Source organism: Paracoccus sigandri, assembly GCF_003709565.1.
Taxonomy (GTDB): domain Bacteria; phylum Pseudomonadota; class Alphaproteobacteria; order Rhodobacterales; family Rhodobacteraceae; genus Paracoccus; species Paracoccus siganidrum.
Genome location: NZ_QNRC01000012.1, coordinates 21,699 through 47,021 on the forward strand (window position 1 = coordinate 21,699; position 25,323 = coordinate 47,021).

Annotated in this window: 24 protein-coding genes and 1 pseudogene; all 25 read right to left on the reverse strand. The window is 66.5% G+C overall.

Annotated features, from left to right (window positions below; genetic code table 11):
* Positions 1 to 8: 8 nt before the first annotated feature.
* Positions 9 to 1,685 carry a ribonuclease J gene (locus C9E82_RS12360; RefSeq protein WP_119898267.1) on the reverse strand — a complete coding sequence of 559 codons (1,677 nt, stop codon included), beginning with the start codon at positions 1,683 to 1,685 and terminating at the stop codon, positions 9 to 11.
* Positions 1,678 to 2,457, reverse strand: a complete 780-nt coding sequence (locus C9E82_RS12365; RefSeq protein WP_119898266.1) for a type III pantothenate kinase — start codon at positions 2,455 to 2,457, stop codon at positions 1,678 to 1,680. Before C9E82_RS12365 ends, C9E82_RS12360 begins: the two co-directional genes overlap by 8 nt.
* A gap of 1 nt (position 2,458) precedes the next feature.
* Entirely contained in the window at positions 2,459 to 3,232 is a 774-nt protein-coding gene (locus C9E82_RS12370) for a biotin--[acetyl-CoA-carboxylase] ligase (protein WP_119898265.1), read from the reverse strand.
* Entirely contained in the window at positions 3,225 to 4,712 is a 1,488-nt protein-coding gene (gene nuoN, locus C9E82_RS12375) for an NADH-quinone oxidoreductase subunit NuoN (RefSeq protein WP_119898264.1), read from the reverse strand. Before nuoN ends, C9E82_RS12370 begins: the two co-directional genes overlap by 8 nt.
* Positions 4,713 to 4,721: 9 nt before the next feature.
* A complete protein-coding gene (locus C9E82_RS12380; RefSeq protein WP_119898263.1) occupies positions 4,722 to 6,275 on the reverse strand; it encodes an NADH-quinone oxidoreductase subunit M in 1,554 nt (517 codons plus the stop codon).
* Position 6,276: 1 nt separating this feature from the next.
* Positions 6,277 to 8,415 carry an NADH-quinone oxidoreductase subunit L gene (nuoL, locus tag C9E82_RS12385; protein ID WP_119898262.1) on the reverse strand — a complete coding sequence of 713 codons (2,139 nt, stop codon included), beginning with the start codon at positions 8,413 to 8,415 and terminating at the stop codon, positions 6,277 to 6,279.
* Between the two features lie 6 nt (positions 8,416 to 8,421).
* On the reverse strand, positions 8,422 to 8,727 hold the full coding sequence (gene nuoK / locus C9E82_RS12390) for an NADH-quinone oxidoreductase subunit NuoK (protein WP_119898261.1): 306 nt from the start codon (positions 8,725 to 8,727) through the stop codon (positions 8,422 to 8,424).
* A 66-nt stretch (positions 8,728 to 8,793) separates the two neighbouring features.
* Positions 8,794 to 9,396, reverse strand: coding sequence for an NADH-quinone oxidoreductase subunit J (locus C9E82_RS12395; protein ID WP_119898260.1), 603 nt, complete (start codon positions 9,394 to 9,396; stop codon positions 8,794 to 8,796).
* A complete protein-coding gene (locus C9E82_RS12400; protein ID WP_119898259.1) occupies positions 9,393 to 9,806 on the reverse strand; it encodes a carboxymuconolactone decarboxylase family protein in 414 nt (137 codons plus the stop codon). Before C9E82_RS12400 ends, C9E82_RS12395 begins: the two co-directional genes overlap by 4 nt.
* Positions 9,803 to 10,294 carry an NADH-quinone oxidoreductase subunit NuoI gene (gene nuoI / locus C9E82_RS12405; RefSeq protein ID WP_119898258.1) on the reverse strand — a complete coding sequence of 164 codons (492 nt, stop codon included), beginning with the start codon at positions 10,292 to 10,294 and terminating at the stop codon, positions 9,803 to 9,805. Before nuoI ends, C9E82_RS12400 begins: the two co-directional genes overlap by 4 nt.
* 4 nt (positions 10,295 to 10,298) lie before the next feature.
* Entirely contained in the window at positions 10,299 to 11,330 is a 1,032-nt protein-coding gene (gene nuoH / locus C9E82_RS12410) for an NADH-quinone oxidoreductase subunit NuoH (RefSeq protein WP_119898257.1), read from the reverse strand.
* 18 nt (positions 11,331 to 11,348) lie between these two features.
* Positions 11,349 to 12,107, reverse strand: a complete 759-nt coding sequence (locus C9E82_RS12415) for a hypothetical protein (RefSeq protein WP_119898256.1) — start codon at positions 12,105 to 12,107, stop codon at positions 11,349 to 11,351.
* Positions 12,108 to 12,113: 6 nt separating this feature from the next.
* Positions 12,114 to 14,135 carry an NADH-quinone oxidoreductase subunit NuoG gene (gene nuoG, locus C9E82_RS12420; RefSeq protein ID WP_119898269.1) on the reverse strand — a complete coding sequence of 674 codons (2,022 nt, stop codon included), beginning with the start codon at positions 14,133 to 14,135 and terminating at the stop codon, positions 12,114 to 12,116.
* A gap of 11 nt (positions 14,136 to 14,146) precedes the next feature.
* On the reverse strand, positions 14,147 to 14,551 hold the full coding sequence (locus tag C9E82_RS12425; RefSeq protein ID WP_119898255.1) for a DUF5333 domain-containing protein: 405 nt from the start codon (positions 14,549 to 14,551) through the stop codon (positions 14,147 to 14,149).
* Positions 14,552 to 14,655: 104 nt separating this feature from the next.
* Positions 14,656 to 15,951 carry an NADH-quinone oxidoreductase subunit NuoF gene (gene nuoF / locus C9E82_RS12430; RefSeq protein WP_119898254.1) on the reverse strand — a complete coding sequence of 432 codons (1,296 nt, stop codon included), beginning with the start codon at positions 15,949 to 15,951 and terminating at the stop codon, positions 14,656 to 14,658.
* 30 nt (positions 15,952 to 15,981) lie between these two features.
* Positions 15,982 to 16,206 carry a DUF5337 domain-containing protein gene (locus C9E82_RS12435; RefSeq protein ID WP_119898253.1) on the reverse strand — a complete coding sequence of 75 codons (225 nt, stop codon included), beginning with the start codon at positions 16,204 to 16,206 and terminating at the stop codon, positions 15,982 to 15,984.
* Positions 16,206 to 16,748, reverse strand: coding sequence for a hypothetical protein (locus tag C9E82_RS12440; protein WP_119898252.1), 543 nt, complete (start codon positions 16,746 to 16,748; stop codon positions 16,206 to 16,208). The genes C9E82_RS12435 and C9E82_RS12440 overlap by 1 nt, the downstream gene beginning before the upstream one ends.
* A gap of 47 nt (positions 16,749 to 16,795) precedes the next feature.
* Positions 16,796 to 17,692 (reverse strand): annotated as a pseudogene (gene nuoE, locus C9E82_RS12445) (NADH-quinone oxidoreductase subunit NuoE); the annotation flags it as partial.
* 119 nt (positions 17,693 to 17,811) lie between these two features.
* Entirely contained in the window at positions 17,812 to 19,050 is a 1,239-nt protein-coding gene (locus tag C9E82_RS12450; protein WP_119898250.1) for an NADH-quinone oxidoreductase subunit D, read from the reverse strand.
* A gap of 3 nt (positions 19,051 to 19,053) precedes the next feature.
* Positions 19,054 to 19,482 (reverse strand): thioesterase family protein, encoded by a 429-nt coding sequence (locus C9E82_RS12455; protein ID WP_119898249.1) that lies wholly within the window; start codon positions 19,480 to 19,482, stop codon positions 19,054 to 19,056.
* Complete coding sequence (locus C9E82_RS12460; protein ID WP_119898248.1) at positions 19,479 to 20,099, reverse strand: NADH-quinone oxidoreductase subunit C; 621 nt, start codon at positions 20,097 to 20,099, stop codon at positions 19,479 to 19,481. Before C9E82_RS12460 ends, C9E82_RS12455 begins: the two co-directional genes overlap by 4 nt.
* Before the next feature lie 2 nt (positions 20,100 to 20,101).
* Positions 20,102 to 20,635, reverse strand: coding sequence for a NuoB/complex I 20 kDa subunit family protein (locus C9E82_RS12465; protein WP_119898247.1), 534 nt, complete (start codon positions 20,633 to 20,635; stop codon positions 20,102 to 20,104).
* The gene (locus C9E82_RS12470; RefSeq protein WP_119898246.1) at positions 20,626 to 20,991 is read right to left on the reverse strand and encodes an NADH-quinone oxidoreductase subunit A; all 366 of its coding nucleotides are present in this window, start codon (positions 20,989 to 20,991) and stop codon (positions 20,626 to 20,628) included. Before C9E82_RS12470 ends, C9E82_RS12465 begins: the two co-directional genes overlap by 10 nt.
* A 389-nt stretch (positions 20,992 to 21,380) precedes the next feature.
* Positions 21,381 to 24,827, reverse strand: a complete 3,447-nt coding sequence (locus tag C9E82_RS12475; RefSeq protein ID WP_119898245.1) for a pyruvate carboxylase — start codon at positions 24,825 to 24,827, stop codon at positions 21,381 to 21,383.
* A 99-nt stretch (positions 24,828 to 24,926) separates the two neighbouring features.
* Positions 24,927 to 25,277, reverse strand: a complete 351-nt coding sequence (locus C9E82_RS12480) for a GFA family protein (RefSeq protein WP_119898268.1) — start codon at positions 25,275 to 25,277, stop codon at positions 24,927 to 24,929.
* Positions 25,278 to 25,323 lie beyond the last annotated feature (46 nt).

The following is a 25,323-nucleotide window of genomic DNA, read 5'->3' on the forward strand; positions in this document are numbered from 1 at the left end:
TTGAGGGGTCAGTCGGCCATCAGGCGGCTGATGATGACCGTCACCTCGGGCTTCTTGCCGATCTCTTCCATGGCGACCTGGCGGGTGATCTTGCGGATCGCCTCGTCCAGCTTGCGGTCGTCGCCCACCGTGCGGGCATCGGCGCCTTCCAGGAATTCCGCCAGCTCGCCCTCGACATGGCGCGCCAGGTCGTCGCCGCCGCGGGTCCGGCCCGGCAGGCCCATCAGCTCGACCCAGGCGTCGGGCAGCACGTTGTCTTCCTCGTCGACGATCACGCTGACCAGCGCATGGCCGTTCAGCGCCATGCGGATGCGGTCGCGCACGATGCCGTCCATCGCGCCGATCAGCACCGTGCCGTCCAGGTAGAGCCGCCCGGATTCGACCTGATCGACCACCTTCGGCGCCTCGCCGGTCAGATCCAGCATGGTGCCGTTGACCGCGATCTCGGCCTGCAGCCCCCGGGCGCGAGCCATCTGCACATGTTCGCGCAGATGCATGTGCTCGCCATGCATGGGGATGACGATCTCGGGCTTCAGCAGCTCGTGCAGCGCCTCGATATCGGGGCGGTTGGCATGGCCCGAGACATGGTAGAGCCCGTCATCGGCGTCATAGACGTCGACGCCCAGTTCGCTGAGGGCGTTCATGATCCGGCCGACCGGACGCTCGTTTCCGGGGATGGTCTTCGAGCTGAACAGGAAGCTGTCACCTTCTTTCAGCTGCAGCCCCAGATAGCGGCCGCGCGACAGCTGCGCGCTGGCGGCGCGGCGTTCGCCCTGCGAGCCGGTCACGATCAGCATCACCTGGTTGCGCGGCAGGCCCGCGGCCTCGTCGGGGCTGATCGTGTCGGGGAAATCGGTCAGAACCCCGGTTTCCAGCCCGACCGAGACCATGCGCCGCATCGCCCGGCCCAGGAGGCAGACCTTGCGCCCCGAGGCGATCGCCGCCTCGGCCAGGGTCTTCAGCCGGGCGATGTTGCTGGCGAAGGTGGTGGCGACGACCAGGTTCTTCTGCGCCATCACCCATTCCAGGATCGGATTGGCCAGCACCGCCTCGGACCGGCCGGGATGGGGCGTGAAGATATTGGTGGAATCGCAGGCCAGGACCTTGATCCCCCGCCCCTCGCCCGCGATATCGTGCCACAGGATCGGGTCGAAGGGATCGCCGACCACCGGGGTGCCGTCCAGCTTGAAATCGCCGGTATGGACGATCCGGCCCGCCGGCGTATCGATGATCAGCGCCGCGCTTTCGGGGATCGAGTGGCTGACCGGCACGAATTGCACGGTGAATGGGCCGGTGCGGGTCACCTCGGGACGCGGGCCGGTGATGTTCACGACATTGGCGGGATGGCCCATCTCCTCCAGCTTCAGCCGCACCAGGGCGCCGGTGAACTGGCGGGCATAGATCGGCACGCCCAGCCGCTGCCACAGATGGCCGACCGCGCCCAGGTGATCCTCGTGGCCATGGGTGATGAAGATCGCCTCCAGCCGGTCGCGGTTCTGCTGCAGCCAGGCCAGGTCCGGCATGATCAGGTCGATGCCGGGGCTGCCGTCCATGTCGCCGAAGGTCACGCCCAGATCGACGAGGATCAGGCGTTCCTTGCCCGGCGCGCCATAGCCGTAGACATAGGCATTCATGCCGATCTCGCCCGCGCCGCCAAGCGGCAGATAAATCAGGCGCTCAGCCATTGCCCATCTCCTTGTTGTAATCATGTATCAGACGCAGCCCATGCATGGTCAGGTCGTCCTCGATCGCGTCGAAAAGATCAAATCCCTGATCGAATAGCGGCGCAAGCCCCCCGGTCGCAATGACTTTCATCGGCCGGTGGCGTTCCTCGCGGATCTTCCGCACGATCCCGTCCACCAGGCCGATATAGCCCCAGAAGATGCCCGACTGGATGCAGGCCACGGTATTCGTGCCGATCACGCTGGCGGGCATGGTCACGTCGACATGCGGCAGCGAGGCCGCGCCCATGTGCAGCGCCTCCAGCGACAGGTTCACCCCCGGCGCGATCACCCCGCCGATATAGGCGCCGTCGTCATCGACCACATCGAAGGTCGTCGCGGTGCCGAAATCGACCACGATCAGGTCGGGGCCGTGGCGGTCGAAGGCGGCGACGGTATTGACCAGCCGGTCCGGCCCGACCGAGGTGCCCGGATCGACCCGCGGCGCGACCGGCAGCAGGCAGTCGGGCTTGCCCACCACCAGCGGGCGCGTGTCGAAATAGCGGTTGCACAGCACCCGCAGGTTGAAGACCACCCGCGGCGCGGTGGCGCTGATGATGCAGGCATTGATCTGCAGCCCGAATTTCTGGACCGCGATCAGCGTCGACAGCCAGACGTAATATTCGTCGGCGGTGCGCCGGTGATCGGTGCTGATCCGCCAATGCGCCAGGAACTTGCCGCCGTCCCAGATCGAGAAGACGGTATTGGTGTTGCCGGTATCGATACAGAGCAGCATCTCAGCCCTCGCGGAAATAGATGTCGGCGGCGGGGATCAGCACCCTGCCCCGCGCCGTGGTCAGCATCAGCGCGCCGCTGTCGTCGATCCCCTCGAAGCGGCCCTCGGTCCGGGTCTCGCCGGTGCGGGCGACGATGGTTTCGCCCAGCCGGGCGGCGCGGGCCAGCCAGGCGCGGCGGATCGGCTGGAACCCGTAGCTGCGCAGCTGGCGCCACCAGTGTTCAAAGGCCGGGGCCAGCACGTCCAGCAATTCCTCGGGCGCGACCTCCAGCCTCGTCTCGCCCTTCAGGCTGACCGGACGGACCGCGCCGGGCTCGATGGCCCCGTCCTCGGGCGCGGCAGCCAGGTTGACGCCGATGCCGATGGCCAGCGCCGCGACCTGCGGGCCCGCGCCGGCGCTTTCCAGCAGGATCCCCGACAGCTTGCCGCCGTTCAGCAGCACGTCATTGGGCCATTTCAGCGCCAGCCGGCCATGCGGGCCGATCAGGCGGCCAAGCGCATCATGCAGCGCCAGCGCCGCGACGAAGGACAGCCGCGCGGCATCGCCCGGCCCGCCTTCGGGGCGCAGGACCAGGGTGGCGGCGAAATTGCCCGGCGGATCGGACCAGGACCGTCCGCGCCGGCCGCGGCCGGCCTGCTGCCGGCGCGCCAGGATCCAGGCCGGCCCGCTCAGCGAGGGGGCCAGGCGCAGGGCTTCGGCATTGGTGCTGTCCACCCGGTCGAGGACGTGCCTTGCCACATCCTCGGGCCAGCTGTCCCGCGCGGGCTCAGTCACCCGCCGGGGTCTCTGCCGGGGCGCCGGCGGCTGCCGCCTCGCCCGGCACCAGCGATTGCGCGGCGGTGGCGGCGGCTTCCTCGACGCCCATCATCGAGATGGCGCCCAGCAGCAGGACGGCGGCCGGAACCAGCAGCGCGACAAGCTGCACCGGGCCCATGCGGCTGTCCACGCCCTCGGAATCGGCGCCGAAATACATGTAGTAGACGATGCGCAGGTAATAGAAGGCGCCGATGACCGAGGCGATCACGCCCAGCACCGCCAGCCAGGCCATGCCGGCCTCGACCGCCGCGGACAGCACGCCGTATTTCGCGAAGAAGCCCAGGAAGGGCGGCACGCCGGCAAGGCTGAACATCAGAAGCAGCACCGCCAGCGCCTTCAGCGGCGCGGCCTTCGCGAACTGGTTCAGGCTGTCCAGGTCGGTGACAGGACGGCCGTCGCGTTCCAGGGACAGGATGAAGGCGAAGGTGCCGACGTTCATCACCGCATAGATCGCCATGTAGAGCAGCATCGCCTGCACGCCATAGGCGGTGCCCGCCGCCAGACCGACCAGCGCGAAGCCCATATGCGCGATCGAGGAATAGGCCATCAGCCGCTTGACGTTGCGCTGGCCGATCCCGGCGATCGAGCCGAGGAACATCGACATCACCGCCAGCGCCGCGACGATCTGGCCCCAGTCGCCGGGAACGGTGCCGAAAGCCTCGAACAGCAGCCGCGCGATCAGCGCCATGGCGGCGACCTTGGGGGCGGTCGCGAAGAAGGCCGTCACCGGCGTGGGCGAGCCTTCATAGACGTCGGGCGTCCACATGTGGAAGGGCACGGCCGAGACCTTGAAGGCCAGGCCGATGGTCAGGAAGACCATGCCGAACAGCACCCCCAGCGACATCTCGCCCGCGCTCATCGTCGAGATGATGCCCTCGAAGGTGGTGGTGCCGGCGAAGCCGTAGACCAGCGAGGCGCCGTAGAGCAGGATCCCCGAGCTGAGCGAGCCCAGCACGAAATATTTCAGCCCCGCCTCCGAGGATTTCACGCTGTCGCGGCGCATGGCGGCCACGACATAGAGCGACAGCGATTGCAGCTCCAGCCCCATGTAGAGCGACAGCAGGTCGCCGGCCGAAACCATGATCATCATGCCAAGCGCGGCCAGGGTGATCAGGATCGGGAATTCGAAGCGCAGAAGCCCGTGGCGGTGCATGTAATCCGCGCTCATCGCCAGGACGGCGGCGGCGGCGACCAGCAACGTGACCTTGGCGAAGCGCGCGAAAGCATCGTCGATGAACACGCCGAAGAAGGCGGTGCCCTCGGGCCGGTCCGTGAAGCCGACATAGAAGGCGGCGACCAGCAGCGCGGCCACCGTCACCCACAGGATCTGCCGGGCGATATTGTCCTTGCCCAGATAGGCCCCGGCCATCAGCGCCAGCAGCGCATAGAGGGCCAGCAGCAGCTCGGGCAGGATCGTCGAGAAATCGAGCGCGGTCATGTGCTTACCTCAATGGCTGGCGGCGGCGGTCGCGAGGCCCTCGGCCTCGGACGGCAGGGCGTCGTGGAAGTTCACCAGCAGCGCCTCGACCGAGGGGCCGGTGATGTCGGTGACCAGCCGCGGATAGACGCCGAGGATCAGCGTCATCGCGATCAGCGGCGCGAAGATCCATTTCTCGCGCGGGGTCATGTCGGTGATGGTCTTCAGGCTTTCCTTGATCAGCGCCCCCAGCGTCACCCGGCGATAGAGCCACAGCGCATAACCCGCCGACAGGATCACGCCGGTGGCGGCGACGAAGGCCACCCAGGTATTGGCGTAGAACACGCCCAGAAGCGTCAGGAACTCGCCCACGAAGCCCGAGGTGCCGGGCAGGCCGACATTGGCCATGGTGAAGAACATGAAGACCAGCGCATAGACCGGCATCCGGTTCACCAGCCCGCCATAGGCGTCGATCTCGCGCGTGTGCATGCGGTCGTAGATCACGCCGACACACAGGAACAGCGCCCCCGAGATGAAGCCGTGCGACAGCATCTGGAAGATCGCCCCGTCCAGCCCCTGCTGGTTCGCCGCGAAGATGCCCATGGTCACATAGCCCATATGCGCGACCGAGCTGTAGGCGATCAGCTTCTTCATGTCCGACTGCGCCAGCGCCACCAGCGAGGTATAGACGATGGCGATGGCCGACATCCAGAAGACCAGCGGCTGCATGAAGTCCGAGGCCACCGGGAACATCGGCATGGAAAAGCGCAGGAAGCCGTAGCCGCCCATCTTCAGAAGCACCGCCGCCAGCACGACCGAGCCCGCGGTCGGCGCCTGGACGTGGGCGTCGGGCAGCCAGGTATGGACCGGCCACATCGGCATCTTGACCGCGAAGCTGGCGAAGAAGGCGATGAACAGCAGCGTCTGCACGCCGCCGATGACGGTGATGCCCAGGACCCGGATCGTCTCGGACGGGAAGGTGGTCGCGGGGTCCAGCAGCGCCACGATGTCGGTCGTGCCCGACATGCGATACATGGCGATCATCGCGACCAGCATCAGCACCGAGCCGAGGAAGGTGTAGAGGAAGAACTTGAAGGCCGCATAGATGCGGTTCGCGCCGCCCCAGATGCCGATGATCAGGAACATCGGAATCAGCCCGGCCTCGAAGAACAGGTAGAACAGGATCAGGTCCAGCGCCGTGAAGACGCCGATCATCAGCCCTTCCAGCACCAGGAAGGCGATCATGTATTCCTTGACCCGCGCCTTGACGTCCCAGCAGGACAGGATGGTCAGCGGCATCAGGAAGGTGGTCAGCATGACGAACAGGATCGAGATCCCGTCCACGCCCATCTTGTAGCGCAGCCCCATGATCCAGGGGTGATCCTCGACGAACTGGAAGCCCGTGTCGGACGGATCGAAGCCCGCCAGCAGGAACAGCGAGATCACGAAGGTCGCCGAGGTGGCAATCAGCGCCAGCCACTTGGCGTTGCGCTGCGCCGCCTCGTCCTCGCCATGCAGGAACAGCGCGAGGATGGCCGCGGCGACGATCGGCAGGAAGGTGATGATGGAAAGAAGGTTCGTCATGTCAGTGCGCGCCCCGCATCATCACCCAGATCAGCAAGCCCACGATGCCCAGAACCATCGCGAAGGCGTAATGGAACAGATAGCCCGACTGCACCCGGCCGGCGAAACGGGTCAGGCGCGGGATGATTCCCATGGCCACCCCGTTGATGGCGCCGTCGATAACGGCTCCATCGCCGCCCGTCCACAGCTTGCGGCCCAGCCACAGCGCCGGACGGACGAAGACGAAGTGATAGATCTCGTCGAAATACCACTTGTTCAGCAGGAACTGGTACAGCGCCGGCTGCTGCGCCGCCAGTTTCGCCGGGAAATCCGGGCGGCGGATATAGAACAGCCAGGCCAGCGACAACCCGATCAGCATCGCGACGAAGGGCGACAGCTTGACCCAGGCGGGAACGTAATGCGCATCGTGCAGCACGTGGTTTTCCGGGTGCATGTAGATCGCGCCCTCGGTCACCACGATCGCGGCGGCGGCCTCCTCGGCCGGGTCCGAGGCGGCGCCCGAAGCGGCATGGGTCGCGGCGCCCTCGGGCTGGACATGCGCATCCTCGGCCACCGAACCCTCCAGCGCGGTCGCGCCTTCGGTGGATTCGGCGGGTTCCTCGTGCTGGGCCACCACCTCGGGCATGCCGAAGAAGCCACGCACGCTGTCTTCCTTGCCGAAGAAGCTGTTGTACCAGACCATCCCCGAGAAAACCGCGCCAAGCGCCAGCACCCCAAGCGGCACCAGCATCACCGGCGGGCTTTCATGGGCGTGGTCATGCGCATGGTGATCGCCGCGCGGCTTGCCCCAGAAGGTCATGAACATCAGCCGCCAGGAATAGAAGCTGGTCATCAGCGCCGCGATCACCAGCAGCCAGAAGGCATAGGACGAGCCGACATAGGCGCTTTCGATCACCGCGTCCTTGGACAGGAAGCCCGCGAAGCCGAAATGGGTCAGCGGGATGCCGACGCCGGTGATGGCCAGCGTGCCGATCAGCATCGCCCAGAAGGTCAGCGGCACCTTCTTGCGCAAGCCGCCATAGTTGCGCATGTCCTGTTCGTGATGCATCGCATGGATCACCGAGCCGGCGCCCAAAAACAGCATCGCCTTGAAGAAGGCATGGGTGAACAGGTGGAACATGGCGACCGAATAGACGCCCACGCCCGCCGCCACGAACATGTAGCCCAGCTGCGAACAGGTCGAATAGGCGATGACGCGCTTGATGTCGTTCTGCACTAGGCCCACGGTCGCGGCGAAGAAGGCGGTGGTCGCACCGATGATGACGACGAACATCTTCGCCTCGGGCGCGAATTCGAACAGCGGCGACATGCGGCAGACCAGGAAGACCCCGGCGGTGACCATGGTCGCGGCGTGGATCAGCGCGGAAACCGGGGTCGGGCCCTCCATCGCGTCGGGCAGCCAGGTATGCAGGAACAGCTGCGCCGACTTGCCCATGGCGCCCACGAACAGCAGGAAGGCCAGCAGGTTCGCGGCGTTCCATTCGGTCCACAGGAAACGGATCTGCGTCTGCGCCAGGTCCGGCACCTGCCCGAAGATCGTGTCGAACTGGATCGAGCCTGTCAGCCAGAACAGCCCGAAAATGCCCAGAAGGAAGCCGAAATCGCCGACCCGGTTGACGATGAAGGCCTTCATCGCCGCCGCGCCCGCCGAGGGTTTCTTGTAGTAGAAGCCGATCAGCAGGTAGGAGGCGACGCCCACGCCCTCCCATCCGAAGAACATCTGCAGCAGGTTGTCCGCCGTCACCAGCATCAGCATGGCGAAGGTGAAGAACGAGAGATAGGCGAAGAAGCGCGCCTTGTAATGCTCGTGATGCTCGAAATTGTCGTCATGGGCCATGTAGCCCATCGAATAGAGATGGACCAGCGCCGACACGCTGGTCACGACGATCAGCATGATCGCGGTCAGCCGGTCCAGCCGGATCGCCCATTCGGCGTGGAAATCGCCCGAGACCACCCAGTCCAGGACCGGGATGTGCTGCGTCTGGCCGTCGAAGCCCAGGAAGATGATCCAGGAAAACAGCATCGCCGCGAACAGGATGCCCGTGGTCAGGTACTGGGCCGCCTTCTCGCCGATGATCCGCCAGCCAAAACCGGCAATGATCGCGCCCAGAAGCGGGGCGAAGAGAATGAATTGGGCCATGGTCTCTTACCCCTTCATCACGTTGACGTCTTCCACCGCGATGGTGCCGCGGTTGCGGAAGAAGACCACCAGGATCGCCAGGCCGATCGCGGCCTCGGCGGCGGCGACGGTCAGGATGAACATGGTGAAGACCTGCCCCGCCAGATCGCCCAGATGGGCGGAAAAGGCGATGAAGTTGATGTTCACCGACAGAAGCATCAGCTCGATCGACATCAGGATGACGATGACGTTCTTCCGGTTCACGAAGATCCCGAAAATCCCGGTGACGAAGAGGATCGCCCCCACGACCAGATAATGTGTCAGCCCTATCATCGTTTCTGTCCCTCCGGGTCCGTCACCCGTTGAATATTCCGTTCGCCGCGATCGATGCGCCGCGGCTCAAAGCCCCTGCCCCGGCTTGATGTCGCGCAGCTCCATCGCCTTGGCGGGATCGCGATGCATCTGGGCCACGACGTCCTGCCGCTTGATGTCGCGGCGGTGGCGCATGGTCAGGGTGATCGCGCCGATCATCGCGACCAGCAGGATCAGCCCGGCAAGCTGGAAGGCCAGCAGATAGCGGTCGTAAAGCAGCAGCCCCAGGGCGTTGGTGTTATGCGCCTGATCGGTGATCGGCGCGGCGCGCAGGCTTTCGGCCAGCTGAGAGCTTTCCCAGGCGCCGAAGGCGATGGCCAGCTGCGCCAGCAGCACGATCGCGATCAGCCCGGCCAGCGGCAGATAGCGCGCCAGCTCGCCCTTCAGCTCGGCGAAATCGACATCCAGCATCATGACGACGAACAAAAACAGCACCGCCACCGCGCCGACATAGACGACGACCAGCAGCATGGCGACGAATTCCGCGCCGGTCAGCACGAACAGCCCCGCGGCCGAGACGAAAGCCAGGATCAGCCACAGCACCGAATGGACCGGGTTGCGCGACAGCACGACCATGAAGCCCGACACGCAGACCGAAATCGCGAACAGGTAGAAGGCAAAGGTGATCATGAGCTCTGGTCCCCCTCGGATTCGGTAAAGACGCCCTGGGCGATTTCCAGCGCCTTCTGCATGGCCGGGATGCCGCCGAACATCCCCATCTGATAGATCACCTCGGCGATCTCGCGCTGGGTGGCGCCGGCCGACAGCGCATGGCGGATGGTCAGGCGCAGCTGCGGTTCCGCGAATGCGCCCTGCACGGTCAGCGCGGCGATGGTCACCAGCAGCCGGGTCCGCGCGTCCAGCCCGTCGCGGTTGAAGGTCTTGCCGAACCACATTTCCAGCATGTCGGCGGGCATGGTCGGGATCAGCTTCTCGAATGCCTTGGTATCGACATTCTCCAGCGCCGGGTTGAAGGCGCGCGCCATCTCCTGCCCCGACTGGAGCATCTGCTGGAACAGCTTTTGCAGCGGATCACTCATCTGTAGGGCGCATCGATGGCAAGGTTGCGGGCGATCTCGGCCTCCCAGCGGGCGCCGTTGTCCAGCAGCTTCTGCTTGTCGTAGAACAGCTCCTCGCGGGTCTCGGTCGAGAATTCGAAATTCGGTCCCTCGACGATGGCATCGACCGGGCAAGCCTCCTGGCAGAAGCCGCAATAGATGCATTTCGTCATGTCGATGTCATAGCGCGTCGTGCGGCGGGATCCATCCTCGCGCGGCTCGGCATCGATGGTGATCGCCTGGGCGGGGCAGATCGCCTCGCACAGCTTGCAGGCGATGCAGCGTTCCTCGCCATTGGGATAGCGGCGCAGCGCGTGTTCGCCCCGGAAGCGCGGGCTCAGCGGCCCCTTCTCGTGGGGATAGTTCAGCGTCGCCTTGGGCGCGAAGAAGTATCGCAGCCCCAGGCCGAAGCCCTTGATGAAATCCACCATCAGGAAATACTTGGTGGCCCGCGCGATATCGAACGCCATCGTCTTACACTCCCGCCCAACGGGTCCAGAACCCGCCAAGCACCTCGAATTTCGCAAGGAACGCCACGATCACGACCCAGCCCAGTGACAGCGGCAGAAACACCTTCCAGCCGATCCGCATCAGCTGGTCATAGCGGTAGCGCGGCACGATCGCCTTCACCATGGCGAACATCCAGAACCAGAAGACCATCTTGGCGAACATCCACAGCGCCCCGTCGGGGATGCCGGGAATGGGCGACAGCCAGCCGCCGAAGAACAGCAGGCTGATCAGCGCGCACATCAGCCACATGGCGATGTATTCGCCGGCCATGAACAGCAGGTAGGGGGTCGAGGAATATTCGACCATGAAGCCCGCGACCAGCTCGGATTCCGCCTCGGGCAGGTCGAAGGGCGGGCGGTTGGTTTCCGCCAGGGCGCTGACGAAGAACAGCACCACCATCGGCAGGTGCGGCAGCCAGAACCAGGACAGCGCGCCCATGCCGCGTTGCGCCTCGACGATGGCGGTCAGGTTCATCGAGCCGGCCGAGATGATGATGCCGATGATGATCAGGCCCAGGCTGACCTCGTAGGAGATCATCTGCGCGGCCGAGCGCAGCGAGCCCAGGAACGGGTATTTCGAGTTCGAGGCCCAGCCGCCCATGATCACCCCGTAGACTTCCAGCGAGGAGACGGCGAAGATGAACAGGATGCCCACGTTGATGTCGGCCATCACCCAGCCCGGCGCGAAGGGGATCGCCACGAAGGCCAGAAGCGCCAGCGTCATCGACAGGAAGGGCGCCAGGAAGAAGACGAACTTGTCGGCCCCCGCCGGGATCACGATCTCCTTGACGACATATTTCAGCGCGTCGGCGAAGGTCTGCAGCAGCCCCCAGGGGCCGACCACGTTGGGACCGCGCCGCATCTGCACGGCGGCCCAGATCTTGCGGTCGCCATAGACCATGTAGACCAGCGACAGCATCACGAAGGCGATCACCGCCAGACCCTGCAGCAGCAGGATCAGCGCGATGCCCCAGGAGGATGCCCAGAATTCAGCCATGACCGACCGTCCCTCTTCCTACGCCGCGGGAATGCCGCGTGCCTTGCATTCGCGCAAGGTCTCGTTCGTTTCCATCACCCGCAGTCCCATCGGCTTGCTGTCCGACACCGTGAAGGCGGCGCCGATCAGCAATTTGCCGTTGCGTGTATCCTGCAGGGTGCGAATGTGGCGGCCGTATTTGCCGCCGTTGTCCTTCGCCCACCCCGCCAGCGCGCAGGTGGCATACGAGAACGCGATATCGGCGTCCACCCCCTGCCGCAGATTCGCCGTCACCTCGACCAGGTCGCCCGCGCCCGAGGCGTTCAGCGTATCGACGCGCACGGCGATGAAGTCCTCGGGGGCAAGCTCGGTCCCCTCCTGCCAGGCGGGCAGCGCGGGCCGGGTGCGGGCCGCGAAGGCCTCCAGCGCCAGTTCCTGCGCGGTCGGGCCGCGCCGGCGCACCGGGGCAGCGACACCCGACAGGTTCAGGTCCAGGTTGGCGTTCAGCGCCGCCAGATCGGCCTCGGTGACGGCGAAGGCGTCGCGCCCGCCGGGGCTGTCCAGCGCCATGGTCGAGACCGATCCGTCGGGCTCCAGGATCAGGATCTCGCCCGATTTCGTCGAGATCCGCGCCCGCGACAGCGTGCCCCTGCCCGGATCGACCATGGCGGCGGTCATCTCGGCGGGTTTCGCGGGCGGGCGCCCGTCGGGATTTCCCTGCTTGCCGCAGCCCGACAGCAGCGCGGCCAGCGCAAGCGCGCCGGTCAGGACCAGGGGCTGGCGGAGGGCCGGCCGCATCGCGCCCTACTCCGCGGCCATAGCAGGGGCGCGGCGCGCCGCCTGCATCCGCGACAGCTCAGCCATCAGGGGCGAGCTGCGCGCGATCGGGTTGGTCAGGTAGAAGTCCTTGATCGGGTTGACGAAACTTGCCTTGCCCATGTCACGAAGCTCCAGCGGTTGCCACTCGTTCTGCACAACCTGGTCGAGCTGCGCCAGATGCGGCACCTCGCGGACCAGGGCCTGGCGCAGCTGTGCCAGGCTGTCCCAGGGCAGCGTCGCGCCCAGTTCGGCCGACAGCGCGCGCAGGATCGCCCAGTTCTCCTTGGCCTCGCCCGGCGCGAAATTGGCGCGCATGGCCAGCTGCGGGCGGCCCTCGGTATTCACGAAGAGCCCGCCTTCCTCGGTATAGCAGGCCGCCGGCAGGATCAGGTCGGCGCGATGCGCGCCGCGGTCGCCATGGCTGCCCTGGTAGATCACGAAGGCGCCCGAATCGATGTCGACCTCGTCCGCGCCCAGGTTGTAGATCACGCTGGCGCCGTCGATGGCGGCGGGCAGCCCGCCCTCGGTCACCGCGCCGACATCCATCGCGCCCACGCGGCTGGCGGCGGTATGCAGGATCAGCAGTTTCGAATTCGAGTTCTCGGCCAGCTTCATCGCATGGGCCAGCACCGCCTCGCCATCGGCCTCGCGGATCGCGCCCTGTCCGACGATCACGAGGGTCGGCTTGCCCCGCGTCTCCTCGCTGATCTCCTTCGAGGACAGGTTCTCCAGCGCCGCCCGGTCATTGCCCAGATGGGCATAGTCATAGGTCAGGTCGACCGCTTCCCCCACCAGCCCGATCTGCGCGCCAAGCGCCCAGGCCTTGCGGATCCGCGCGTTCAGCACCGGCGCCTCGTCGCGCGGGTTGGTGCCGATCAGCTGGATCATCGCGGCATGGTCGATATCCTCGATCCGCGCTGTGCCGGCATAGGCGGAACGGTTGCCGGCGGGCAGCCGCGCGCCGTCGGTGCGGCATTCGACATTCCCGCCCAGCCCCTCGATCAGCTGCTTCAGGCTGAACGCGGCCTCGACCGAGACGAGGTCGCCGACCAGCCCCGCCACCTTGCCGCCCTTCAGCGCGCGGGCCGCGGCGGCCAGCGCCTCGGGCCAGCTGGCCGGGCGCAGCTTGCCGTTCTCGCGGATATAGGGCCGGTCCAGCCGCTGGCGGCGCAGCCCGTCCCAGACGAAGCGGGTCTTGTCGCTGATCCATTCCTCGTTCACGCCGTCATGGTTGCGCGGCAGGATGCGCATGACCTCGCGCCCCTTGGTGTCCACGCGGATGCTGCTGCCAAGCGCGTCCATCACGTCGATGGTCTCGGTCTTGGTCAGCTCCCACGGGCGGGCGGTGAAGGCATAGGGCTTGGAGACCAAGGCGCCCACCGGGCAGAGGTCGATGATATTGCCCTGCAGGTTCGAATCCAGCGTCTGGTTCAGATAGCTGGTGATCTCGCTGTCCTCGCCGCGGCCGGTCTGGCCCATCTGGGTGATGCCCGCCACCTCGGTGGTGAAGCGCACGCAGCGGGTGCAACTGATGCAGCGCGTCATGTGGGTCTCGACCAGCGGGCCCAGGTTCAGGTCCTCGGTCGCGCGCTTCGGCTCGCGATAGCGGCTGAAATCCACGCCATAGGCCATGGCCTGGTCCTGCAGGTCGCATTCGCCGCCCTGGTCGCAGATCGGGCAATCCAGCGGGTGGTTGATCAGCAGGAATTCCATCACCCCCTCGCGAGCCTTCTTGACCATGGGCGAATTGGTGCGGATCTCGGACGGCGCGCCGTCGGGGCCGGGGCGCAGGTCCTTGACCTGCATGGCGCAGGATGCGGCGGGCTTGGGCGGGCCGCCCACGACCTCGACCAGGCACATCCGGCAGTTGCCGGCGATGGACAGCCGCTCGTGATAGCAGAAGCGCGGCACCTCGATCCCGGCCAGTTCGCAGGCCTGGATCAGTGTCAGGTTGGGATCGACCTCGATTTCCTTGCCGTCGATCCTGATTGTCCGCAATTCGGCCATCATCGCTATCCTTACCTGGCAACCAGAAGCGATCCCGCGATCGTCTTCCGGGCTATTTCTTCCCGCCCGAGGCGGCAGAATGTTTCGGGCTCGCCGTTCACGACGCCATTCGCGACCATGTAGCGATCGGCCTCGCGATAGATCCGCTGGCGCTCTTCCCGGCTGTCCAGGAAGGCGTCGATCTGCGCCTCGCTGTAGCCCCTGTCCAGCGCGTAACGCTTCAGCTTGCGCGCCTCGTTGAAGGCGCGGACCATCCGGGCGCCGAGGTCGGGGCAGCCGCGGCGCAGCACGTCGGCCACGCGCGCCTGGACCAGGCTGTCGTTGATATGGCGCTCCTGCGCCAGCGGCTCCAGCGCGGCGGCGGGCGCGGCCAGGGCGGCCAGCGCGACAAGGGCGGTCAGGGTCTTGCGGTTCATGGCATGCCTCTTTCGGTGGTTGCGTCCGCAGACATAACCACTGGCCGAGGGCTTCGCCCCGCACATCCCCGTGCGCGGGGCGTGAGCATATGCCGCCGCAACCCTCATTCCGCCGCCAATGCCCCCATGCGGCCGGTGCGCTTGGCCTTGATGCGGTCCTCGATCTCCTCGCGGAAATTGCGGATCAGCCCCTGGATCGGCCAGGCGGCCGCGTCGCCCAGGGCGCAGATCGTGTGGCCCTCGACCTGCTTGGTCACGTCCAGCAGCATGTCGATCTCCTCGACCTCGGCATCGCCCCTGACCAGCCGCTCCATCACCCGCATCATCCAGCCGGTGCCCTCGCGGCAGGGCGTGCATTGCCCGCAGCTTTCATGCTTGAAGAACGCGGACAGCCGCCAGATCGCCTTGATGATGTCGGTCTGCTGGTCCATCACGATCATGCAGGCGGTCCCGAAGGACGACCGCAGTTCGCGCATGCCGTCGTAATCCATGATGGCGTTTTCGGCCTGTTCGGCGGTCAGCACCGGGCAGGAGGCGCCGCCGGGGATCACCGCCTTGAGGTTCTTCCAGCCGCCGCGCACGCCGCCGCCATGCTTCTCGATCAGCTCGCGCATCGGGATCGACATGGCTTCCTCGACCACGCAGGGCGCGTTGACATGCCCGGTCAGGCCGTAGAGCTTGACGCCGGCATTGTTCGGGCGGCCGAAGCCCGCGAACCATTCCGGGCCGCGGCGCAGGATGGTCGGCACGACGGCGATGGATTCGACGTTGTTCACCGTGGTCGGGCAGCCGTAGAGCCCCGCCCCCGCCGGGAAGGGCGGCTTCATCCGGGGCATGCCCTTCTTGCCTTCCAGCGATTCCAGCAGCGCGGTTTCCTCGCCGCAGATATAGGCGCCGGCGCCGTGATGCAGATAGAGGTCGAAATCCCAGCCCGAACCCGCCGCATTGGCACCCAGAAGGCCCGCGTCATAGCATTCGTCGATGGCCGTCTGCAGCGCCTCGCGCTCGCGGATGAATTCGCCGCGCAGGTAGATATAGGCGGCATTCGCGCCCATCGCGAAGCTGGCCACCAGAGCGCCCTCGATCAGCGTATGCGGATCGTGGCGCATGATCTCGCGGTCCTTGCAGGTCGCGGGCTCGGATTCGTCGCCGTTGATGACCAGGTAGGACGGCCGCCCGTCGCTTTCCTTGGGCATGAAGGACCATTTCAGCCCGGTCGGGAAGCCCGCGCCCCCGCGCCCGCGCAGGCCCGAGGCCTTCACCTGCTCGATGATCCTGTCGCGGCCGCGGCCGATGATCTCGGCGGTGTTGTCCCACAGCCCGCGCTTCCTCGCACCAGCCAGAGAGCGGTCGCCCATCCCGTAGAGGTTGGTGAATATACGATCCTGATCTTTCAGCATCCTTGCCTGCCTATCCTCATCATCCGGGCGTCACCCATTCCTGCGCCGCCAGATACGCCAGGTCACGAGCAGCGACCAGACAAAAGCTCCGATGGCCGCGAGATCGGCCAGGAAGGCCCATTTCCCGGCCCAGCCATATTCCCGGCCAAGCGCCTGCACGACCAGCCAGCCCAGCATGGCCAGCGCGATCACGATGGCGGCCAGCCGCATCTGCCGCGCGTCCCTGTCCCCCGGCCTGTCCTGTGGCTTCGACATCACGCGCCGCCACCTTTCTGCGCGGCAACCAGGGCCCGCGCCTGCCCGACCCAGTCGTCGCTGCGGATGCGCCGGCCCAGGCGGCCAAGCCGTTCCGCGAAGCGGTCGATCTCGGCCTCGTCCCAGGCCGCGATCTGGGCGAAGCCGGTCACGCCCTCGGCTTGCAGCACCTCCTCAAGCTTGGGGCCGATGCCCTTGATCTGCTTGAGGTCGTCCACCTGCGCCTGCGGCGCCGCAACCTTCGGCGTCTCGACCGGCGCGGCGGCGCGGGTCACAGGCTCCTCGGCCACCGGCGCGGGCTCCCTGCCCGGCTGCGGCAGATCGCGCGGCAGATCGGGCTGCCAGGCGTCGCCGTCCATCACCTGCTGCCCGCGGCAAGAGATCCAGACCAGCGCCGATCCCAGCAGCCAGCCCGCCATCAGCGCCAGGAACAGCCCCTCGAACCAGCGCAACTCGCCGAAGCCGGCTGTGAAGACCCACACCAGCAGGCCCATCACGGCCGCGGCGATCCAGCAGGTCCTTGCGCTGTCCGATACCGGCATGGCGGTCATCCCCGTGTTGCGGTCCCAATCCCGTCGGCTGGCCCTCAGCCCTTATCTTCCTTAGCATTTTCCGGCGCGCTGGACGAGACCTCGGCCTCGATCTCGCGTTCCTTGTCACCTTCGCTGCGAACCTTCTCGGCATCGGCCCGCGCGGCCTTCTCGACCACGGGCTTGGCGGCGTCGGGTTCCTGGTCGGGCAGCCCGTCCTGGCCCTCCTGCTGGTCGGCCGAGGGGTCGGGGCGCAGCCATTTCGTCAGGATCGGCGCCTCGCTGCCGTCGATGCGCTTGACCGTCTCACCAAATTCGCGGGCCCGTTCGGCGCTGGCGTTCAGCTCGTGGCCGGTGCCCTTCAGCTCGGCCAGGCTGGTCAGCCCGGTCAGCGGCTCCGAGGCATAGCGGCCGTTCTGCGGGCCGGGCAGCGGCACCTGGCCGGCGGCGAAGGCATCCAGCAGCGCCTCCAGCTTGGCGGGCGTCAGGTCCTCGTAATAGTCCTTGCCGATCTGGGCCATCGGCGCATTGGCGCAGGCGCCCAGGCATTCGACCTCTTCCCAGCTGAACTTGCCGTCGGTCGAGACGGTATGCGGCGTCGGCGCGATGCGACGCTTGCAGACCTCGACCAGGTCCTCGGCCCCGCAGATCATGCAGCTGGTGGTGCCACAGATCTGGATATTCGCCACGGAACCAACCGGTTGCAGCTGGAACATGAAGTAGAATGTCGCGACTTCCAGCGCCCGGATATAGGGCATTCCCAGCAGCGTCGCGCAATATTCGATGGCCGGGCGGGTCAGCCAGCCCTCCTGCTCCTGCGCGCGCCACAGGACCGGGATGATCGCCGATTGCTGGCGGCCTTCCGGGTATTTGGTCATCTGCGCCCGCGCCCATTCCAGGTTGGCGGGCGTGAATTCGAAGCTGGCGGGCTGTTCGGGATGAAGACGGCGAAGCATGAATTAGCCCCCGAAAGTTGATGCGGCCGCGATCCCGGCCAACGCGAAGAACTGCAGGAATGGATTGGTTGATATGCCGAGCAGCATCACCAATCCTGGAAGGCCGATATTGTTCAACATCACCGGTCCACCTCGCCGAAGACGATATCCAGCGTCGCGATGATCGCCGGCACGTCGGCCAGCAGATGCCCCTTGGCGATCCAGTCCATGGATTGCAGATGGGTGAAGCCGGGCGCGCGGATCTTGCTGCGATAGGGCTTGTTGGTGCCGTCGCTGACCAGATAGACGCCGAATTCGCCCTTGGGGGCCTCGACGGCGGCATAGACCTCGCCCGCGGGGACCTTGAAACCCTCGGTATAGAGCTTGAAGTGGTGGATCAGGCTTTCCATGTTGCGCTTCATCTCGGCGCGCCTGGGCGGGGCCAGCTTGCCGCGGGCCATGACGTCGCCCTCGGGCTCGGCGCGCAGCTTCTGGACCGCCTGCTTCATGATCTTCACCGACTCGCGCATCTCCTGCATCCGGCACAGATAGCGGTCATAGCAGTCGCCATTCTTGCCGACCGGGATCATGAAGTCGAATTCGTCATAGCATTCATAGGGTTGCGCGCGACGCAGGTCCCAGCCCAGCCCCGAGCCGCGGACCATCACCCCGCTATAGCCCCAGTCCAGCGCATCCTGTTCGGCCACCACGCCGATGCCGACCAGGCGCTGCTTGAAGATCCGGTTCTCGGTCAGCAGCGTGTCCAGGTCGTCGACCAGCTTCGGGAAGCGCTCGCACCATTCCTCGATATCGTCCAGCAGGTCGGGCGGCAGGTCCTGGTGGACGCCGCCGGGCCGGAAATAGGCCGCGTGCAGCCGCGCCCCGCAGGCCCGTTCGTAGAAGATCATCAGCTCCTCGCGCGCCTCGAACCCCCACAGCGGCGGGGTCAGCGCGCCCACGTCCATGGCGCCGGTGGTCAGCCCCATCAGGTGGTTCAGGATGCGGCCGATTTCCGAATACAGCACCCGGATCAGGCTGCCGCGGCGCGGCACGACGGTGCCGGTCAGCTTCTCGATCGCCAGGCACCAGGCATGTTCCTGGTTCATCGGCGCCACATAGTCCAGCCGGTCGAAATAGGGCAGGTTCTGCAGGAAGGTGCGGCTTTCCATCAGCTTCTCGGTGCCGCGATGAAGCAGGCCGATATGCGGGTCGGCGCGCTCGACCACCTCGCCGTCCAGTTCCAGCACCATGCGCAGCACGCCATGGGCCGCCGGGTGCTGCGGGCCGAAGTTGATGTTGAAATTGCGGATGCTCTGTTCGCCGGACAGCATGTCCGTCGAGCCGTCGTCATAGCTGTTCTTGCGGATATCGCCGTCCATCCGTCAGCCCTCCAGCCCGGCCACGGCCCGCTTGGCGGCCAGCCGGTCGTTGAATTTCGCCACGTCGATCACCGCGCGGCGGTGGCGCCCCTGGCCGATCACCTCCACGCCGTCATGGGCGCGGACCCGGAACCAGACGAAGCGGCCGTCGATCTCTTCGACCTCGGTCTCGACCGTCACGGTCTGGCCCGAAAGCGTCGGCGCGCCGTGGTCGACATCGACATGGATCCCCAGCGAATCCTCGCCCGCCTCGTAATAGGGGCGCAGATGCGCGACGCAGGCCCATTCCATCAGCCCGACCATCTGCGCCGTCGCGAAGACCGCCGGCATGTTTGGGAAGGCCACGCCGCCGAACAGCGCCGGCACCAGATGCTCGTCGCCGATCTTCAGCGCATGGCGGCCCGTCGAGCCGACTGCCAGCCCCGGCTTCATTTCGCCCCCTGCTTCTCGTCGCCCGGCAGGACGTATTTCGCGCCCTCCCAGGGCGAGAGGAAGTCGAACTGCCGGTATTCCTGGACCAGGTTGACGGGTTCATAGACCACCCGCTTCTCGGATTCGTCGTAGCGGACCTCGACATAGCCGGTGGTCGGGAAATCCTTGCGTAGCGGGAAGCCGTGGAAGCCGTAATCGGTCAGGATGCGGCGCAGGTCGGGATGTTCCGAGAACAGGATCCCGAACATGTCGAAGACCTCGCGCTCGTACCAGTTCGCGTTCGGGAAGATCCCGGTCAGCGAGGGCACCGATTCATCCTCGCGGACCGCCACCTTCACGCGGATCCGCTGGTTCTGGTACATCGACAGCAGGTGATAGACCACGTCGAAACGCTGCGGGCGCTCGGGATGGTCCACCGCGGTGATGTCCACCAGCGTCGAGAAGCGGCAGCCGGAATCGCTGCGCAGGAACTCGATCAGCCCCGGCAGGCCGCTCAGCGTGCAGGTCACGTTCAGCTCGTCGAACGCGACCTCGGCGTCCAGCACCTCGCTGGCGCGGCGCAGGCGGATATGTTCGGCCAGCTGGCTCAGCGCATCGGTATCGGGATAGACGGCCATCGTTACCTCACCAGCGTACCGGTGCGCCGGATGCGGCGCTGAAGTTGCAGGATACCGTAGAGCAGCGCCTCGGCCGTGGGCGGGCAGCCGGGAACATAGATGTCCACCGGCACGATCCGGTCGCAGCCGCGCACCACCGAGTAGCTGTAATGGTAATAGCCGCCGCCATTGGCGCAGGAGCCCATGCTGATGACATAGCGCGGCTCGGGCATCTGGTCATAGACCTTGCGCAGCGCCGGGGCCATCTTGTTTGTCAGCGTGCCGGCGACGATCATCAGGTCCGACTGGCGCGGGCTGGCGCGCGGCGCGGTGCCGAAGCGTTCCAGGTCGTAGCGCGGCATCGAGGTCTGCATCATCTCGACCGCGCAGCAGGCCAGGCCGAAGGTCATCCAGTGCAGGGACCCGTTGCGGGCCCAGTTGATGATGTCCTCGGTCGTGGTCAGCAGGAAGCCCTTGTCCTGCAATTCGCGGTTCAGCGCCGCCGTGGCGACCTCGCGGTCGGGGCCGGCGGCATTGGCTCCGGTCATCACGCCCATTCCAGCGCCCCCTTCTTCCATTCATAGGCAAAGCCCACGGTCAGCACGCCCAGGAAGACCATCATCGACCAGAAGGCCGCGTCGGAAAGTCCGGCAAAGCTGACCGCCCAGGGGAACAGGAAGGCCACTTCCAGGTCGAAGATGATGAACAGGATCGAGACCAGGTAGAAGCGGACGTCGAACTTCATCCGCGCGTCGTCGAAGGCGTTGAAGCCGCATTCATAGGCGCTGACCTTTTCGGGGTCGGGATTGCGCACGGCGATGACGGCGGCGGCCAGAAGCAGAACGATCGCCAGGGCAGACGCCATCCCCGCGAAGACGAGGATCGGCAGATATTCCTGCAGAAGGTTTTCCACGGGCTAGTGTCCCCTTTTCGGTCGCGGGGGATGCACTAGCTGCCCCGCGACGGGTTGGCTAGGGTCCGTTTAGACCCGACTGCGGGCAGGGTCAATTGCCCCTCGGGCTTTCGCGGGCGCCGAAATGCGACGCATTCGAGGCTTCCGATGTCGCCTTCCGGCGATTTCCGGGCGGGTTCGCGGTTGGCCACGCCGGGGGTTTCACACCCGTCGCCGGCTGGTTCTCGAACCAGTGGCGCACCAGCCGGCGACCCCCCGTGGGATATTTTGCCAAGATGAAAGCTGGCGCGGGGCTGCCGTGGGGTGCCCTTGCAGGGGCGCGGGCCGGGCGGGGCGCGAAGCTTCGCGGGGCCGCCCGGCCCGGAGACGGGGGATGGATCCGGCCCGGCCTATTCCATTTCCACCAGCAGATCCTTTGCGTCGATCTGCGCGCCGGGCGTGACGTGGACCGCCGTCACCGTTCCGTCTCGGTCGGCGTGGAGGGCGGTTTCCATCTTCATCGCCTCGATGGTCAGGATCAGGTCGCCCTGGCGGAGCCTGGCGCCGGGGGTCACCGCGACCGAGGCGACGACGCCGGGCATCGGCGCGCCGACATGGGCGGGGTTGGCCGCATCCGCCTTGGGACGCGCCGCCGAGGCGCCGGCCAGCTTGCGGTTCGGCACCCGGATGATGCGCGGCTGGCCGTTCAGTTCGAAGAACACCTTCACCTCGCCGGTCTCGTCGGTCTCGCCGATCGCCTGCAGGCGGATCTCCAGCGTCTTGCCGGGGTCGATCTCGGCGGTGATCTCCTCGCCCGGCTCCATGCCGTAGAAGAAGGTCCGCGTCGGCAGCACCCGCACCGGGCCATAGGTCTCGTGCCGGGCCATGTAGTCGAGGAACACCTTGGGATACATCAGCCAGCCGTTCAGGTCCTCGTCATCGACCGGCTTGCCGTCCAGCTCCTCCGAGAGCTTCGCCCGAGCGGCCTCGAGGTCCACGGGCGGCAGATGCGCGCCGGGGCGGTCGGTGATCGGGGCCTCGCCCTTCAGCACCTTCCCCTGGATCGCCTCGGGCCAGCCGCCGGGGGGCTGGCCCAGGTTGCCGCGCATCATGTCGACGACCGAATCGGGGAAGCTGACATCGACGCCCGGATCCTCGACCTGCGCCCGCGTCAGCCCCTGGGCCACCATCATCAGCGCCATGTCGCCCACCACCTTGGAGCTGGGCGTGACCTTGACGATGTCGCCGAACATCCGGTTCACGTCGGCATAGGCCTGCGCGACCTCGTGCCAGCGATCCTCCAGCCCCATGGAACGCGCCTGGGCCTTGAGGTTGGTGAACTGGCCGCCCGGCATCTCGTGCAGCCAGACTTCCGAGGCCGGGGCCTGCAGGCCCGATTCGAAGGCCGCGTAGTTTTCCCGCACCCGTTCCCAGTAATTGCTGATCTGGCGGACCCTTCCGATATCCAGGCCGGTGTCGCGATCCGTGCCGCGCAGCGCCGAGACCACCGAGCCCAGGCAGGGCTGCGAGGTGCCGCCCGAGAAGGCGTCCATCGCGCAGTCGACCGCATCCACCCCGGCCTCGGCCGCGGCCAGGATCGTCGCCCCGGCGATGCCCGAGGTGTCATGGGTATGGAAATGCACCGGCAGCCCGACCTCTTCCTTCAGCGCCCGGACCAGGACCGAGGCGGCGGCCGGCTTCAGCAGCCCCGCCATGTCCTTCAGCCCCAGCACATGCGCGCCGGCGGCTTTCAGGTCCTGCGCGGTGCGGATGTAATATTTCAGGTCGTATTTGGACCGCTCCGGGTCCAGCATGTCGCCGGTATAGCAGACCGCGCCCTCGCAGATCTTGCCGCTCTCGATCACCGCATCCATGGCGACGCGCATGTTCTCGACCCAGTTCAGGCTGTCGAAGACCCGGAAGACGTCGACCCCGGTTTCCGCCGCCTGGCGCACGAAGGCCTGCACGACATTGTCGGGATAATTGGTGTAGCCCACCCCGTTCGAGGCCCGCAGCAGCATCTGCGTCATCAGGTTCGGCATCGCCTTGCGAATGTCGCGCAGCCGCTGCCAGGGGCATTCCTGCAGGAAGCGATAGGCGACGTCGAAGGTCGCCCCGCCCCAGCATTCGACGGAAAACAGCTGCGGCAGGTTCGCCGCATAGCTGGGCGCCACCCGGATCATGTCGATCGAGCGCATCCGCGTGGCCAGCAGCGACTGGTGCCCGTCGCGCATCGTCGTGTCGGTGATCAGCAGCCGTTGCTGCGCCGCCATCCAGTCGGCCACCGCCTGCGGGCCCTGCGCCTCCAGCATCTGCCGCGTGCCTGGGGCGGGCTCGGCCCCCGATTCGATGGCGGGGGCGGGCGGCACCGGCAGGCGGGCCTGCGCCGGCGGGGCCTTGCGCCCGGCCGTCTCGGGATGGCCGTTCACGCTGATATCGGCCAGGTAGGTCAGGATCTTCGTCGCCCGGTCGCGTCGCTTGCGGAAGCTGAACAGGTCGGGCGTGGTGTCGATGAACTTGGTTGTATAGGTATCGTCGAGAAAGGTCGGGTGCTTCAGCAGGTTGATGACGAAGTCGATATTCGTCGACACCCCGCGCACCCGGAATTCCCGCAGGGCCCGGTCCATGCGCTTGATCGCCTGGTCCGGCGTCTGCGCCCAGGCCGTGACCTTGACCAGCAGCGAATCGTAATAGCGGGTGATCACGCCGCCCGAATAGGCGGTGCCGCCGTCCAGGCGGATGCCCATGCCGGTGGCGCTGCGATAGGCGGTGATGCGGCCGTAATCGGGGATGAAGTTGTTCTGCGGATCCTCGGTCGTCACCCGGCATTGCAGCGCATGGCCCGACAGCTGGATCTCGCCCTGCGAGGCCGCCCCGGTCGCCTCGGCCAGGCTCGCGCCCTCGGCGATGCGGATCTGGGCCTGCACGATGTCGATGCCGGTGACCTCCTCGGTCACGGTATGTTCGACCTGCACCCGCGGGTTCACCTCGATGAAGTAGAAGCGCCCCGTGTCCATGTCCATCAGGAACTCGACCGTGCCGGCGTTCTGATAGCCCACCGCCCGGCCGATCTTCAGCGCCAGCTCGCAGACCTCGGCGCGTTGTTCCTCGGTCAGGTAGGGCGCGGGGGCGCGCTCCACGACCTTCTGGTTGCGGCGCTGCACGGTGCAGTCGCGTTCATAGAGATGGTAAAGACCGCCATGGGTGTCGCCCAGAAGCTGCACCTCGACATGGCGCGCGCGCAGGATCATCTTTTCCAGATAGCCCTCGCCATTGCCGAAGGCGGCTTCCGCCTCGCGCCGGCCCTCGCGGACCTTCTCGACCAGTTCCTCGGGGGTGTTGATCGGCCGCATCCCGCGCCCGCCGCCGCCCCAGCTGGCCTTCAGCATCAAGGGATAGCCGATCGCCTCGGCCTCGGTCTTGATCGCCTCGAAATCCTCGCCCAGCACCTCGGTCGCCGGGATCACCGGCACGCCGGCCGAAATCGCCACCCGCCGCGCCGAGGCCTTGTCGCCAAGCGCCCGCATCGTGTCGGCGCGCGGCCCGATGAAGGCGATGCCCGCCGCGGCGCAGGCATCCACGAAATCGGGGTTTTCCGACAGCAGCCCATAGCCCGGATGGATCGCGTCGGCGCCCGACAGCTTCGCCACCCGGATGATCTCGGGGATCGACAGATAGGCCGCCACCGGACCCAGCCCCGCCCCGATCCGGTAAGCCTCGTCCGCCTTGAAACGGTGCAGGCCCAGCTTGTCCTCCTCCGCAAAGACCGCAACCGTCCGCTTCCCCAACTCGTTCGCCGCACGCATCACGCGAATCGCAATCTCACCACGATTCGCTACAAGAATCTTGTTGAACATGCCGTCCCCCTTGTTCAGTCGCGGCATCCTAGCAATGCTGCGATGCAGCGCAAGCGTTAGAGCCATCGGCAAAAGAGACCACGCCCCGCCCGCGACGCCTTACAGGCTTGCGCCATCCACCTGCTGCGGCGTCAGGCTTCGCGCATCGACGCCGTCGAGGCAATTGACGTTCACCGCCACCATCGCCACCCCGTCCTGCGCGCCCATGGCATGGGTCTGGATCCCGCAGGCCGGGCAGAAACGATGCGAAATCGCGTGCTTGTTGAACAGGTATTCGGCGGTCGGCCCGTCCTTCACCAGCCGGAAATCCGTCGCCGGCACGAAGGTCAGCACCCAGCCCAGCCTGCGGCAGCGCGAACAGTTGCAGGCGATCACCTGGTCCAGGTCCGCCGCGACCTCGAATGCGACGGCGCCGCATTGGCAGCTGCCGGAATATTCCGCGCGTGACATGACGAATCCCCCCTTTCCGCCAAAGTTCATGCTACGTTCTCATTTT